The organism is Nostoc sp. PCC 7107, from assembly GCF_000316625.1.
Lineage (GTDB): Bacteria > Cyanobacteriota > Cyanobacteriia > Cyanobacteriales > Nostocaceae > Nostoc_B.
The window spans coordinates 5397771-5410127 of the sequence record NC_019676.1; the positions used below are offsets into that span (position 1 = coordinate 5397771).

Below are 12357 nucleotides of genomic sequence, written 5' to 3' on the forward strand. Positions count from 1 at the left end.
GTTATATGTTTCCCAATCTCAGACAAACAAGAACCATAGCCGCAATAAAATTTACTATAAAGAGATGTTCAGATACTCGACTTATTAAAGAAGTCGGGTATCTTTATTATTCACAAATGATTGAGCAACTCACCTAATTGATGTTTAATCAATAAACCTTTGAGAGTGGCATTTTCAGCTTTTAAAGCCATATTTTCTGCTTCTAATTCTTTAATTCTATCTTGTAAAGCTTCTTTAGTTGTACCTTGACGATGAATAACAACTTCTTTATAAATAGCTAAATTTGCATCTTCATTCATCCAGCGTTGATAAGTTTTAGTATGCTCCTGTACTGTATGCCCCATGTAATCAGCCATCGTTTTAATCGGAACTCTTAAGCGATGACCACGAATTGCATAGGCATGGCGTAAATCATAAGGTCTAAATCCGATGTCAGCAGTTCTAAATTTAACTTGCAGTTTTGCCGTTTTATTACTCAAAGTTCCGGCATTATAAGGCAATTTAATCTTTTTTAAATCAAATAATTCTATCCAATGGGGATGGATGGGGGGAATTCCACAACTGCGTTCACCTGTTTTAGTACCTTCAGTTAAAGTAGGGTTTAATGTCACTAAATGAAAGGTGTTGGCTGCGTCTATAAAAGCATCTATATCAACAGCAAATAACTCATGGGGTCTTAACCCATAAGTCGCTAACATTCCATAAGCCCATTGCCATTGTTCTGGTTCTGTCAAGTTATCTTTACTAGCATATATTGATAACGGAGTACCAATTTTGCTAAATCCTTGAATAATTTCTTCATCAGTTGGGACTTTGCGAATCGTTGGGTTGGGTTTAGGTGTAGCGTAACTATAAATTGTGGCAAAGTTGGTAATTCCACAAAATTCACAAAACTTTTTCAATTGCCAAACCAAAAAAAAGCGAGATGAGGTATGAGGTTTAGTTTTCTCCAACGCCACTTCTAATGCTTGAGCAGACATGATCATATCTGGCGGTAATTTTTTCAGATGGCGCAGATAATGAGTTTCCCAAGTACGGATTCCTTGCCTATTTTGTTCGTGAGTTTTCCAAAATTGGCGCTCATATTCTTGAATTAATTCACTGATGAGTTTGGTGGATTTTGCTGTGTCTGGCAGTTCGATTTTTTGGGCTTGTTTACCCAGTAATTCAGGAGTCCATTGAAATTGTTTAGTGATTAATAATAAGTCTAATTCTCGCGCTTTTAAAACTGCCATTTTCAAGCCAGTATCATTAGCAGCAAAACCGCAGGAAATGGTATATTGTTTATTAGGACTGCCTTGTTTACCAATATCGCCCAGTCTACAAGGAAATGTCCCTTGCAAACCGATGGTTTTATGACTGGTTAATTTAAGTTTAACTTTGACCTTTTCTAGACTTAATGCAGAGTTAGCTTGCTGAAGAGAAAATTTGATTCTTAAATATTCTCGTTCTATCTTGGCAAATTCATCAGATACAGGGTGTTTTGCTTTCCATTGTTTCCATTTAGATGCTTCCCATTGATCAATTTTTATACCATCCCATTCGGCTTTACGGGGGTCGTAGGCGCTGGTTGCGTTACTGGGCATGATGATTTAATTAGATTGCATTAGTCTTGGTTTTGAAGATAGCTAATCACAGTCAAGAAGTAAAGCCAGAATAATTAGTTGATGCAAAATTTGCCAATTTATACGGAATTGATATTCAGGACACTGAAGTTAAAAGAGAAAGTATGGCAGTACAACTATGATTCCTAGATATTTATTACCATTTGTTGTTGTGGCGATCGCAGCCAGTCTTGGCAGTTGTAGTTCTAATCCTACACCCACATCTAACAAAATTGACGACCAAGCCCCAGCACCCATCGCCACCACTAATCCCGCCCCAACGCCTAGCCAAAGCCCTAGTATGGCGCAACTACGAGCCAGAAATACAAAAATTGAGCCATTGGAAGCAGCACCCAAAGCTGAGACAAATAAAACTGTCAACGTTACCCTCTACACCAGCGATACCCAATGTCAAGAACTGCTTCCCCAAAAGGTGGAAGTACCAGCCACCGAACCTGTAGCCGGCGCAGTTGGTAAAATTGTTGAGGGAAGAGACACCGGTGACTTTAGTTTGTCTGGTTATCGCGTGAATATCAAAAATGGCGTTGCTACCGTTGACTTGCGCTTATCTCCTCAATCTAAGCGCCAAATAGCTTCCCTTTCTAGCTGCGAACAGTTTGCTTTATTCGGGAGTGTCCGCAAAACTTTAATGAGTAACTCGCAATGGAAGATTAAAGACGTGCGCTTTACCGAGAAAGGCGAAGAAATTGTCCTTTAGTTATTGGTGATTCTGTCCTACTTCCCAACTATCAAAAATCTGTTATTCGGGTGGGTGAATTTTGCCCGTATTGGAATGAGCAGGTATATATGGGGGATAATGCGATCGCACCACCAATATTTCCTGACTTAAAATTAACTGTGGCTCAAGTTTTGCCAGGATAATCAAATTACCTGACCAATACCCTTAAGAATTTGCCCAATATTATACAGTTCCCTGGCAGATGTCAACAAAGCAAACACCCGTGACAAATCGTATTGTGGCGTACCTGCTTCTCGCTTGACTTTGATAAACAAAACATCATCCCCATTTGTCACCATCCCAAACACAGGTTTATCAATGTGAGGATTAGCCATGAGATAAGCTAAGGCTTGGGGTACAGCCGACCAAATCGAAAGTGTGGTTTTTTTGGATTCTACCACCATCGCCCACAACTGATTTTGTAGTACCAAAACATCAATTCTGCCACGCAGCACTTCTTCCCCATCATTCAATATTAAATCTACAGATGATTCTGCTTTAATTCTGAATGGAGGGTCATAAAATCCAGACAGCGCCAGCAATGGCGATACCACTAGTAACATCACTGTTCCTTCTAACAAATCACCTTCACCACGGTGGTAGAGATATCTGCGACGCAGTACATCCAGGGAAGCTTTGTCTGTTTCCGTAATTTGCGGTAATTCACTCTTCCACTCTGGAAAAAATTCCTCTGACTCAATGCGAACTAAACCAAAGCGGGTTTCTGCTTCTCTCAAACTGGTAATTGCATCTGTGATTGCTGTTACCTGTGTCATTCTTGCTTCACCTCAGCATGATTCATCAGCCTATCTCTCCTGCATAAGTGAAAAATGATTAGAGCGATCGCCCACTTCGTATATTATCGCCTTAAGGCTTAGATCCCAGGCTTCCATTCGTTGGGGCTAGGTGCAAGATGTGAATAATGTGCGATCGCTCATTCTAAAATAGTAGTCTGGCTAGAATGTGGCTAGATAACACCTGAATTAACTGCTAAAAATTATGAACATCCAACTCAAAGCAGAATATGAGCAATTTATTCAAAACCGAATTGCTACAGGTAGATATGAAAACGCTGAAGATGTGATTATTAAAGCTTTGAAACTACTGGAAGAATGGGAAAAGGGTTATCAGGAATGGGAAGAAGAAACTCAGCAAAAACTAGCTGCTGGACTTGCTTCTATCGAACATGGAGATGTATTAGATGGTCAAGTGGTAATGGCGCGACTAGAAGAGAAATTACCCTTGGCACATACCACTTGATTAAATCGTAGGTTTTCTGTATTATTAAGTTACTCATCCAAAAAACTCAAAAAATTTGATCGCGCAGAGCGCGAAACGTAAAGAAGTGTAAAGAAAATAGGGCAGAGGGCTAAAGGGGAAGAGTATAAAGGGTTAAAAAGTCCTCCCGACGGCACACACAACCCGAAAACCGAGATAGTAGTAGTGGTTGTCGCGCGTGTCGTCGTCGCGAAACGCAGAACGGCAGTTCTCAGGATCGTTGCCCCAGGAACCGCCCCGCAGTAGCCGATTTTGATTATCATTCTCACTCAGCCATGCACTGCCATCAGTTGGCGCATTATTATAATTTTTGTGCCACTCATCCTGACACCATTCCAATACATTACCACACATATCAAATAAACCAAAGGGGTTAGCAGGAAATTTCCCGACATCGGTTGTTTTTTCTCGATATTCACCCTTTAGCCCTTGACCATAATTACCTGCGTAGGTTGTTCCTTTATATTCCCAGTCTGTTCCTCGGTAATTCGCTAAATCTGTGGTTATCGTTTCACCAAAATAAAACGGCGTAGTTGTTCCCGCCCGACAAGCATATTCCCATTCCGCCTCACTGGATAAACGGTATATCTTACCAGTCTTTTTCGACAGTCGATCGCAAAACTCCACCGCATCATCCCAAGAAACACATTCTACAGGGCGGTTAGAACCCTTAAAATGGGATGGGTGGGGATTTAAATCAATATTTACCTGATCAAGAGCCGCAACGGCTTGCCATTGAGCTTGAGTAACGGGAAATTTCCCCATAAAAAAGGATGGAACAGTGACGTTATGCTGTGGACTTTCATCGTCATATCGTCCTTCCTCTCTCTCTGGCGAACCCATGAGGAATGTACCACCAGGAATTGACACCATCTCTAGAACTACACCATTACCCAAGTCTTCAGCAAAAAACTCGGCGCGTCCCTGACTACGGTTGATGATTTGTCCTTTAGCGTCTACCTTCACTATTTCAAACTCAAATTGATTGGGTGGAGTGGGTTCAGATAACGCAGAATCCCTCTCCAAACCTCTCCCCGCAGCGGAGAGAGGCTTTGAATCTTGCTCCCCTTCCCTGGTAGGGAAGGGGTTGGGGGTTAGGTTTGAGGGATACGCCGCGTCAGGTAATTCTTCCGCAGATACAGGCGGTTTTGGTTGTCCAATTATCTTTTGTTCTATCGGTGCGACATCTTCATCCCGCAAACCTAAATGTTGCTGATAATCTCTTAAATCGTTGAGCGTTCTTTCACTCAAGGTTGGTTCACTTTCCACTGTTTCAACCAACGTTGCTTCATACTCTTCTAACTTACGCTGATACTCCAGATATGGTTTTTGAACTTCCGCTTCAATTGCATCAGCCACATCAGAGTCAAGCTTGAACTGGACACGTAAGGAGTTTAACAGCCGACGAGCAGGAAGAGAAAACTTACCGCGATAAATGCGTTGTTCCACTTCCTTACGATACTTCAGCCTAGGATCATCCTTGGGTGACTTCGCCAGAAAAATCCGAAAACCATCTTTAAAAGGATAAAATTCTGGTGTCATCGCGGGAGATGCTTCTTGGACTTTGGTTTTGGCGTAGTCATGCAACTCATCCACCGCAATTAAACCATCACCATCTTGATCGGCTGCACCTTTTTCTATCCCTTCTACTAAATATTGAGTATAAATCGACAAATCTAATTCATCAGACTCAAACGCATATTGTGTAGAAGTGGAAGCCGTGAGAATTGCTGTTCCTTCACCGCCTAATTGCTGTTGCAGGTCAATCGTACCACTATCTTTTGCTGTCAAACCTTTGGCAAAAGCACCACTAAAGCAGCAATCTAAAATTACTACCCTGCGCTTAGATTTACTCTCATTCATCCATCGGTGTACACTTGTGGCGGCTAAGGCTGTATATGGAAGCAGTTTATTTTGACTTTTTTGAGTTTCGCAAGTCGAAAAGTAAAAGTCGCCATTTTCTACCACTACACCATGACCAGAAAAATACAACAGCACTAAATCTTCTTTTTCACGATTAGCATACAAGTTATAAATTTCTCTTTCCATCTCCAGCCGTTGAGGATTTTTCAGCGTTTTGACATCATCAAAATCACCCATTTCCGGGTTCTCTAACACTCGCTGCATCGCCTCAACATCATTCACAGCCTTGGGTAGCGGCGTTAATCCTGGTTCATACTCACTAATTCCAATTAGCAGTGCTACCTTAGCCATTGTTGCTATTTGATTGATTATTGAGAAATTCCTGGGCTTTTTGGTAAGCAAAGTCAAATTCTTCGCGGCTGCTGGCTTCTAGGTTGAGTTCTCTACCATCAGGTGCTTTCACCACCAGCTTAATTGGTTTGTTACCAAAGCGATCGCCCAGAAACCCAAACAAAGATTTCAGATTTTTGGCATTAACCTCTGCATTCAACAACCCCAACAAAAACCCCCCCAACGCCTTAGAACCTTCTGGTACATCCGTAACCGCAACTAAATCTGCGTCCTCCACCCCATCCACCTCGCGCAACTGGGGGAGCAAATTCTGTACTTGGGCTTGCAACTCTTGATCATCCAAACCCAATTCAGCCAGGGAAACAGTCACCTGCACATGAGATTTAGTTACCATATAAACCGCTTAAATATAATTTAGAGTCTATTTAAACGATTGTATCGGTTATTTGGGCGATTTGAGTAAATTTGCGGTGTAAGCAATAATCCCCGACGAATGGAATTCGCGGCTATACAAACAAAACCCGCCTGCGCGGGTTAGAACACTTGTATTTTGTGTTATTAGTCCACGCAGGTGGACTTAGCCTGTTTAGTAGCGAATTCTATTCGCCTAATATTTTTTAAACTTAACCAGATTGAGTTAACAACCATTGTTCGATCAATTCCGTCACAATATCACTCATTTGCCGTTCTTGAGAAACTGCGGCGGACTTGAGTTGCCGATGTAATTGTTTAGGCAAATAAATAGTAGTACGGATATAATCTGGGTCAGTGCTTTTAGTGCGCGAAGTGGGTTTTTCATCAACAATTGGAAGTTGATCTCTGAGTTGACGACTACGCGCAGCATCAATTAAATCATCAAAACGGCTGGTTTTTTTCTTGTTATTCATTTCTTTTAACTTACTCCAATAGACCTCTTGCATAAATACTTTGGTGTTGCTGACAAGATTATTTAAAAGCTCACGCATTCGACGAAGTCGTTCTCGAAGAGTAGGCGCAAAGGCGCAAAGAAAAACGCAGAAAATTATATATTCCGATTGTTCAATTATTTGTGCAAGAGTTCTAATATTTCTTTTCCCGCCTCAGCGTAAGACCGCCAAGCAATTTGGGCGTAAGAATCTTTAACAGCATTCACCGGAACTCCTTCTAAAGCCGCCCGTTGAAATACAGCTAAACGCCGGATTCCTGCTTGAAATACAGGTAAGTCTGCATTCAGTAGAGTTGTTCTCGCTTCTTCACCCGCTTTATTAGGATAAGGGGGAATAATAGTTAGTAAAATTCGATACTTTATTTTGAGTTTTTTCAGTGAATCTACCATTTGAATTGTGGCTGCTAGTGCGATCGCATCTGGTGTAGTTGGTATAACTAATAAATCACAACCTTTCGCTAGAGTTTTTAATTCATCTGCATCCGGTTTGGCTGGGGTATCAATTACTATATGTTCATAGAGTTTAGCTAAACTCACTGCTTGCGCTTCATCTGCAACTTTAAACGGTAAACAACCCCGGTTAGACCAATCTAAAGCACTACGGTTTAAATCTCCATCTACCAATAGTGTGTCAGCTTTGTTTTGCAAGTATGTAGCTAAATGCAACGCTGTCGTTGACTTACCAACTCCCCCCTTAAATGCCGCTACGGTGATGATCATTTTATGTTCAACAGGAAATAATGCCAAGATTTTACTCGATTTAAACATCTAAATATTCAGATGTTTGTTAAATGCTTGAATGTTTAAGCATACAGATGTTTATTTGATGAAATATTTATATACAAATGTTCAGTACATGAAATATATAACTACGAAATTAAATAAGTAGAGTGAGAGATATGTATTTATTTTATACTTTTAATTTTAAGTAATCTGCTTTGCTATCCCTGTAACCTGCTAATGATGATTTTGAAAGATAGACAGGTTTACCGAAAAGTTCTACAATCTGTCTCATCAAAGTAAATCTACTTACTGCACCATCAACCCAAGCATAGTAAAGATTTTCTGGTGATTCTGCCCGCCCGTAGAATCATTCTATTAAGATAAGAAGGTCTTTATGAGAGGGTATAAACAATGGATGTAAAGCTGATCCTCGTTGGATTAACAGTAGTGTTTACTGTTGCGTGCCTATTTTTCGGCACGAAAAATGGATTTTATGATTCAGAGAACTATCATGGCAATGGCTCTGCACACTAGTACAGGTCGGCGTAAATAAACAGACCATAAGGAATTGCTAAAAGGCTTGTGGTATCACTATTCTTTCTTTTTCCTTTTGACTTTTTACTTTTGCCTTTTTGTACTAGTAGTGCAACAGCAAAAAAACAGTTCCTTTAACTGTAAGTTTCAGGGTAGATCATTCCCAACTTTGACGAACCAGTATAAGTTTGTCAAAGGCGTTCTCTCCAATCAAAAATCCACAACATCAGGGTATATGGGCGCAAGACAAAACTTAGCCCGATGTCACAAAAGCAAAATCTCCAAAAATCATAGCTTTTGCGATACATAAATGATGATCAGGTTGGAGGGGGGAAAGCATGAGGGATAATCTGTCGGCATCCTCTCGCTTTGATACGGAGGAAACAAATGTTGAATTACAGTGTTTTCCTTATAGTGTCCAGCATAATGATGAGGGTGTATGTTTACTGGTAAAAATGGGGCCGCATCGCATTCTGCTAGATTGTGGAATGGAGAACATTGTTTCCTTGCACAAGGGGCTAACGAAGTCGGCAAAACGAGGTAGTTCACCCTTACCAGCAGATGTGGTACTGATTAGTCATGCTCACCCAGATCATGCTAGAGGTGTGTTGGCATTACACAAAGCTTTCCCACTTTTACCTATTTATGCAAGTGAAGTAACTACTAAGTTACTGCCATTAAATTGGCCAGAACAAAACCTCACAGAAATTCCCCAGTTGTGTCATGCTCTACCATTGCGATCGCCTATAGAATTGCAAGAAGGTTTAGTAGTAGAGTTATTTCCCGCCGGACACTTACCAGGGGCTGTAGCAATTTTACTCACCTATACAACAGAGCAGCGCACTTACAAAGTACTATATACAGGCGACTTTTTCTTATCAAATTCCCGACTAGTAGAAGGTTTGCGCTTAGAAGAATTGCGGGGATTAGATGTAAATGTGCTGATCATCGAAGGTACTTATGGCACATCCCGTCATCCCCACCGCCGCAACCAAGAAAATCAACTAGCAGAACGAATTAATCGGGCGATCGCAGAGTATCATTCTGTCATCCTCCCTACACCAGCATTAGGTTTAGGACAAGAACTACTAATGCTGCTGCGGAGTCATCATCACTTCACCGGGCGAGATTTAGATATTTGGGTGGATGGAACCGTAGCTAAAGGTTGTGATGCTTATCTAGAATTACTTGCCTATCTTCCCCCATCCGTACAGAACTTTGCCCGCCATCAACCTTTGTTTTGGGATGAAAGGGTACGTCCGAGAGTCCGGCGTTTGCAGCCAGAACGGCGCACTGTAGTAGGACAGTCACCCTGCATTATTCTCACAGACTCAACCGCTGATTTAGGTGAATACTGTCAGCCCAATACAGGCCCTTGGCTGATTCTCGTACCCGAAAAAATTGATATAAAAATTAACAAACAATATTTAGCCCCCAGCACAGTAGAAAGCTACCTTCTCGCCCAACATAGTGACGGCCCAGGGACAACTCAATTAATTCACAATTTGCGTCCCCAGCACGTCTTATTTGTCCACGGTTCGGCTGCTTACCTAGCTGATCTCACTAGTTTAGAAGAATTACAAAACCGCTATCATATCCATTCGCCAGCGGCTAACACCTTAGTCGAAATGCCGATTGGGGATACATTTGTCCAGCCAGCCGCACCTGAGACTAACTACGAAGGTGAACTGACAGAATTAGCCACAGTCATCACTATTAGCTTACCAGAAGCAATTACAGAAGACCCACGTTGGCAGGAGTTTGCCGATACTGGCTTAATTGAAGCGCGTTGGCAAGGAGAAGAAATTGTCTTGCGGGGGTTGTCGCAAAGAGAATTACTCAATCAAAATAGCGATCGCTATACTTTATCAGATGTTGACTGCTGTGGAACTTGTCGACACCAGAGAGGACAGCGCTGTTGGAACCCTGTTTCGCCCTTATATAACTTTAAAGTCACTCTGGAAGGTTATTGTCCCGCTTTTGAACGCATATCAACAACTGAGTCCTGAGTCAGGAGAGATTAATCTCACCCACCCAGGACTTAGGACTGTGCTTTTACTTAATCAGGATTGGAATCGGTAAAATGGTTACGGATGCGTTCAGCTTCAGGACAATCTTCAGTTAGGAGAGGTTCGACATTACCCCGTGGTACGGAAGCTAACTTTTGAGTGACAGCGCCAATACTTTCGAGGCGAACCATTTCTTCCCAAGAACAAACTTCGTCTTCCTCATCTGTTTCATAGCGTAGCGTCACCAAATCTCCCTCTATGTCGAGGATGCGGGCGCGTTCGATCCAGCGTTGCTGGTCCCGCAAGAAAACACATACCTCCCGCCCATCGCAACACAGTTGATAAATCTTGCGGTGTAGCATGTACTGCTTCTGCCTTTTTAAACAACGTACGTTAAACCTGAAAAAATTTGGGTTTTACCCCAATAGATTACATCCCTAGAGAAAGTAAGTTTCACGGCTAAGAATGTAGTTTGTCTAGTGACCCTGCTTTTGAATTTATGTAAATTTTGGGTCATAAACCAGTAACTACTGCACCCGTTAAACTTCATCTCTTTCAGGGTTGTAAGAGAGAATGTCTACTTCATAGAAGTCACACAATCCGGGATTTGTCCTAACCAGTTTAACAGCTGCTGGTGAGTCTTTCCTATCATTATGTAATAATAAATACTCCAAAACAAGCGGTGATTGCGGTTGTTTAAGTTGCCTACTTGTAGTCATGGGCATTACTGGGAAGTCTGGGGAATCTGCTGTACTTTTACCCCTGTGTATTTGATCTTAACTCATTATTTTGCTGACCTTCATTGTTTTCAGCAACAACATCTTAATGAGTCTTAAATTATAGGCTTTTACGAGGGGAGTGAGGCACTCAATTTCTAAGAACTGGTTATAAAGGTATAGAGATTGGCTAATTTAGCTAGATTTATATGGGGTTAGAAATTTTATCAAGCGATCTGAAGAACTCTCTCGTTTGATTTTACCTGCCGCCACTGCATCATACAGATCTGCCAAAGCCACCAAGTCGTCAGACTGATAGCATTTAGTCGCTAGGACTTGATGGAGTAGACCCTCAGATTCAACACTAAGATATCCAGTTTGAAAAGCAGATTCAATGAGTGCGCGAATCATTGTAGTTAGGCCATCATCAGCAACTTAATATATCTAGTGTGGAATATTTATTTTTCAAACTGATTGATATGAAACGTAGATACTTATGATTTTAATTACATGAAAAGTGTGATTTAAATCACACTTTTTCGTGATCACAGTTATATCCGGTTTCTTAGTCGTCCGTATAAACCAGGGCAAACAAAAGAAAGTTTTTTAAGTTTTAGGATGATTTAATCATAATTACTGAATAAAAAATATACTAAGCAACCAAATTTTATTCGTTAAAAACTATACTTGGTATAGGTGAAGACATTGAAAAAGCATGAACGCCAGGTATAGCAAGACTTTTACTTACTGCATTCTGCCTCCTGCTATACAAAATTGGCGGAAATCTTCATCCTGTTGACTCAACTGTACCCAGTCAAGATTTAAAGATATAAATTTTTGTGACAAGCGATCGCAAGCCGGGCGTTCCGTTGCGTAATGTCCAGCATCAACTAAAATTAAACCGCGATCGCGGCTTTCTTGAAACTGATGAAATTTACAATCAGAAGTTAAATAAACTTGCGCCCCCGTTTTCACCACCACCGAAATGTAACTCGCGCCGGAACCACCCAAAACAGCCACCCGTGAAATTGTTTGCTGTAAATCAGCGGTTGGGGAGAAAATCAAATCAGGGGGCTTGAGTCGCTGTTGAATTATTCCCAGTAACTCTTGTAGTGTCAGTAATTTTTCCAGTACACCAACCCGTCCGTAACCCAAGCCGGAGACAGTCGGTACAATGGGCGTAACTTCTTGAAGATTGAGAATTTGCGCCAAAACATCAGCCGTACCGTCTTGTACTTGGTCGAAATTAGTATGAGCAGTGTATATACCAATATTGTGGGTAAAAGCTGACCGTACCATTTCGGATATTGCATCACCTCGGCGGAAAGATTTAGGAGGAGCAAAAATTAACGGATGATGGGCAAATATGAGATTAGCATTGTTGGCGATCGCTTCCTCCATTACCGCCAAAGTCGGCGTTAAACACACTAACACCCGCGCCGACTCCTGCAAAACACCAGGCTCAACTTGCCAGCCACAATTATCCCAGCTTTCACTCCATGCTGGATTTGCCCATGCTTCAAACCAGGTTATTAAATCAACAATTTTCATAATTAATCTAAAATATTTCAGAAAAAACCGAAACTATTTTACCTTCTGCCTCCTGCCTCCTGCC

13 protein-coding genes are annotated in these 12357 nt (G+C 41.4%); 3 read left to right on the forward strand and 10 right to left on the reverse strand.

Annotated features, from left to right (window positions below):
- Positions 1-110: 110 nt before the first annotated feature.
- Positions 111-1586 carry an integrase gene (locus tag NOS7107_RS23140; protein ID WP_015115359.1) on the reverse strand — a complete coding sequence of 492 codons (1476 nt, stop codon included), beginning with the start codon at positions 1584-1586 and terminating at the stop codon, positions 111-113.
- Positions 1587-1743: 157 nt separating this feature from the next.
- On the opposite strand from NOS7107_RS23140, the gene NOS7107_RS23145 reads away from it, so the two are divergent.
- A complete protein-coding gene (locus NOS7107_RS23145) occupies positions 1744-2322 on the forward strand; it encodes a hypothetical protein (protein WP_015115360.1) in 579 nt (192 codons plus the stop codon).
- A gap of 164 nt (positions 2323-2486) precedes the next feature.
- Here NOS7107_RS23145 and NOS7107_RS23150 read toward each other — a convergent pair whose 3' ends face one another.
- A complete protein-coding gene (locus tag NOS7107_RS23150; RefSeq protein ID WP_015115361.1) occupies positions 2487-3119 on the reverse strand; it encodes a type I restriction endonuclease in 633 nt (210 codons plus the stop codon).
- 223 nt (positions 3120-3342) lie between these two features.
- Between NOS7107_RS23150 and NOS7107_RS23155 the strand changes: the two genes are divergently transcribed.
- Positions 3343-3603: a type II toxin-antitoxin system ParD family antitoxin gene (locus NOS7107_RS23155; protein ID WP_015115362.1), complete on the forward strand. Its 261-nt coding sequence runs from the start codon at positions 3343-3345 to the stop codon at positions 3601-3603.
- Between the two features lie 132 nt (positions 3604-3735).
- Here NOS7107_RS23155 and NOS7107_RS23160 read toward each other — a convergent pair whose 3' ends face one another.
- The 4 genes from NOS7107_RS23160 to NOS7107_RS23175 all read right to left on the reverse strand — a co-directional run bounded on the left by NOS7107_RS23160 (position 3736) and on the right by NOS7107_RS23175 (position 7480).
- On the reverse strand, positions 3736-5835 hold the full coding sequence (locus tag NOS7107_RS23160; protein ID WP_015115363.1) for an SUMF1/EgtB/PvdO family nonheme iron enzyme: 2100 nt from the start codon (positions 5833-5835) through the stop codon (positions 3736-3738).
- Positions 5828-6229 carry a hypothetical protein gene (locus NOS7107_RS23165; protein WP_015115364.1) on the reverse strand — a complete coding sequence of 134 codons (402 nt, stop codon included), beginning with the start codon at positions 6227-6229 and terminating at the stop codon, positions 5828-5830. Before NOS7107_RS23165 ends, NOS7107_RS23160 begins: the two co-directional genes overlap by 8 nt.
- 229 nt (positions 6230-6458) lie before the next feature.
- Positions 6459-6722: a hypothetical protein gene (locus NOS7107_RS23170; protein WP_044501083.1), complete on the reverse strand. Its 264-nt coding sequence runs from the start codon at positions 6720-6722 to the stop codon at positions 6459-6461.
- A gap of 155 nt (positions 6723-6877) precedes the next feature.
- On the reverse strand, positions 6878-7480 hold the full coding sequence (locus NOS7107_RS23175) for a ParA family protein (protein WP_044501085.1): 603 nt from the start codon (positions 7478-7480) through the stop codon (positions 6878-6880).
- A gap of 875 nt (positions 7481-8355) precedes the next feature.
- Between NOS7107_RS23175 and NOS7107_RS23185 the strand changes: the two genes are divergently transcribed.
- Positions 8356-10026 (forward strand): MBL fold metallo-hydrolase, encoded by a 1671-nt coding sequence (locus NOS7107_RS23185; RefSeq protein WP_015115368.1) that lies wholly within the window; start codon positions 8356-8358, stop codon positions 10024-10026.
- Between the two features lie 50 nt (positions 10027-10076).
- Here the strand turns inward: NOS7107_RS23185 and NOS7107_RS23190 are convergent, their stop codons facing one another.
- The 4 genes from NOS7107_RS23190 to NOS7107_RS23200 all read right to left on the reverse strand — a co-directional run bounded on the left by NOS7107_RS23190 (position 10077) and on the right by NOS7107_RS23200 (position 12293).
- Complete coding sequence (locus NOS7107_RS23190) at positions 10077-10388, reverse strand: DUF6679 family protein (RefSeq protein WP_015115369.1); 312 nt, start codon at positions 10386-10388, stop codon at positions 10077-10079.
- A 177-nt stretch (positions 10389-10565) separates the two neighbouring features.
- A complete protein-coding gene (locus NOS7107_RS28135; protein WP_015115370.1) occupies positions 10566-10751 on the reverse strand; it encodes a hypothetical protein in 186 nt (61 codons plus the stop codon).
- A 186-nt stretch (positions 10752-10937) separates the two neighbouring features.
- Positions 10938-11153: a hypothetical protein gene (locus NOS7107_RS29515; protein ID WP_015115371.1), complete on the reverse strand. Its 216-nt coding sequence runs from the start codon at positions 11151-11153 to the stop codon at positions 10938-10940.
- Positions 11154-11486: 333 nt separating this feature from the next.
- Complete coding sequence (locus tag NOS7107_RS23200) at positions 11487-12293, reverse strand: Nif3-like dinuclear metal center hexameric protein (protein ID WP_015115372.1); 807 nt, start codon at positions 12291-12293, stop codon at positions 11487-11489.
- Positions 12294-12357: the final 64 nt, after the last annotated feature.

Bases quoted from the DNA above. Each gene is read 5' to 3' on its own strand.
- NOS7107_RS23165 (WP_015115364.1), bottom strand. From the start codon at position 6,229: ATGGTAACTAAATCTCATGTGCAGGTGACTGTTTCCCTGGCTGAATTG.
- NOS7107_RS23190 (WP_015115369.1), bottom strand. From the start codon at position 10,388: ATGCTACACCGCAAGATTTATCAACTGTGTTGCGATGGGCGGGAGGTA.
- NOS7107_RS23160 (WP_015115363.1), bottom strand. From the start codon at position 5,835: ATGGCTAAGGTAGCACTGCTAATTGGAATTAGTGAGTATGAACCAGGA.
- NOS7107_RS28135 (WP_015115370.1), bottom strand. From the start codon at position 10,751: ATGCCCATGACTACAAGTAGGCAACTTAAACAACCGCAATCACCGCTT.
- NOS7107_RS29515 (WP_015115371.1), bottom strand. From the start codon at position 11,153: ATGATTCGCGCACTCATTGAATCTGCTTTTCAAACTGGATATCTTAGT.
- NOS7107_RS23150 (WP_015115361.1), bottom strand. From the start codon at position 3,119: ATGACACAGGTAACAGCAATCACAGATGCAATTACCAGTTTGAGAGAA.
- NOS7107_RS23170 (WP_044501083.1), bottom strand. From the start codon at position 6,722: ATGAATAACAAGAAAAAAACCAGCCGTTTTGATGATTTAATTGATGCT.
- NOS7107_RS23200 (WP_015115372.1), bottom strand. From the start codon at position 12,293: ATGAAAATTGTTGATTTAATAACCTGGTTTGAAGCATGGGCAAATCCA.
- NOS7107_RS23185 (WP_015115368.1), top strand. From the start codon at position 8,356: ATGAGGGATAATCTGTCGGCATCCTCTCGCTTTGATACGGAGGAAACA.
- NOS7107_RS23145 (WP_015115360.1), top strand. From the start codon at position 1,744: ATGATTCCTAGATATTTATTACCATTTGTTGTTGTGGCGATCGCAGCC.
- NOS7107_RS23140 (WP_015115359.1), bottom strand. From the start codon at position 1,586: ATGCCCAGTAACGCAACCAGCGCCTACGACCCCCGTAAAGCCGAATGG.
- NOS7107_RS23175 (WP_044501085.1), bottom strand. From the start codon at position 7,480: ATGATCATCACCGTAGCGGCATTTAAGGGGGGAGTTGGTAAGTCAACG.
- NOS7107_RS23155 (WP_015115362.1), top strand. From the start codon at position 3,343: ATGAACATCCAACTCAAAGCAGAATATGAGCAATTTATTCAAAACCGA.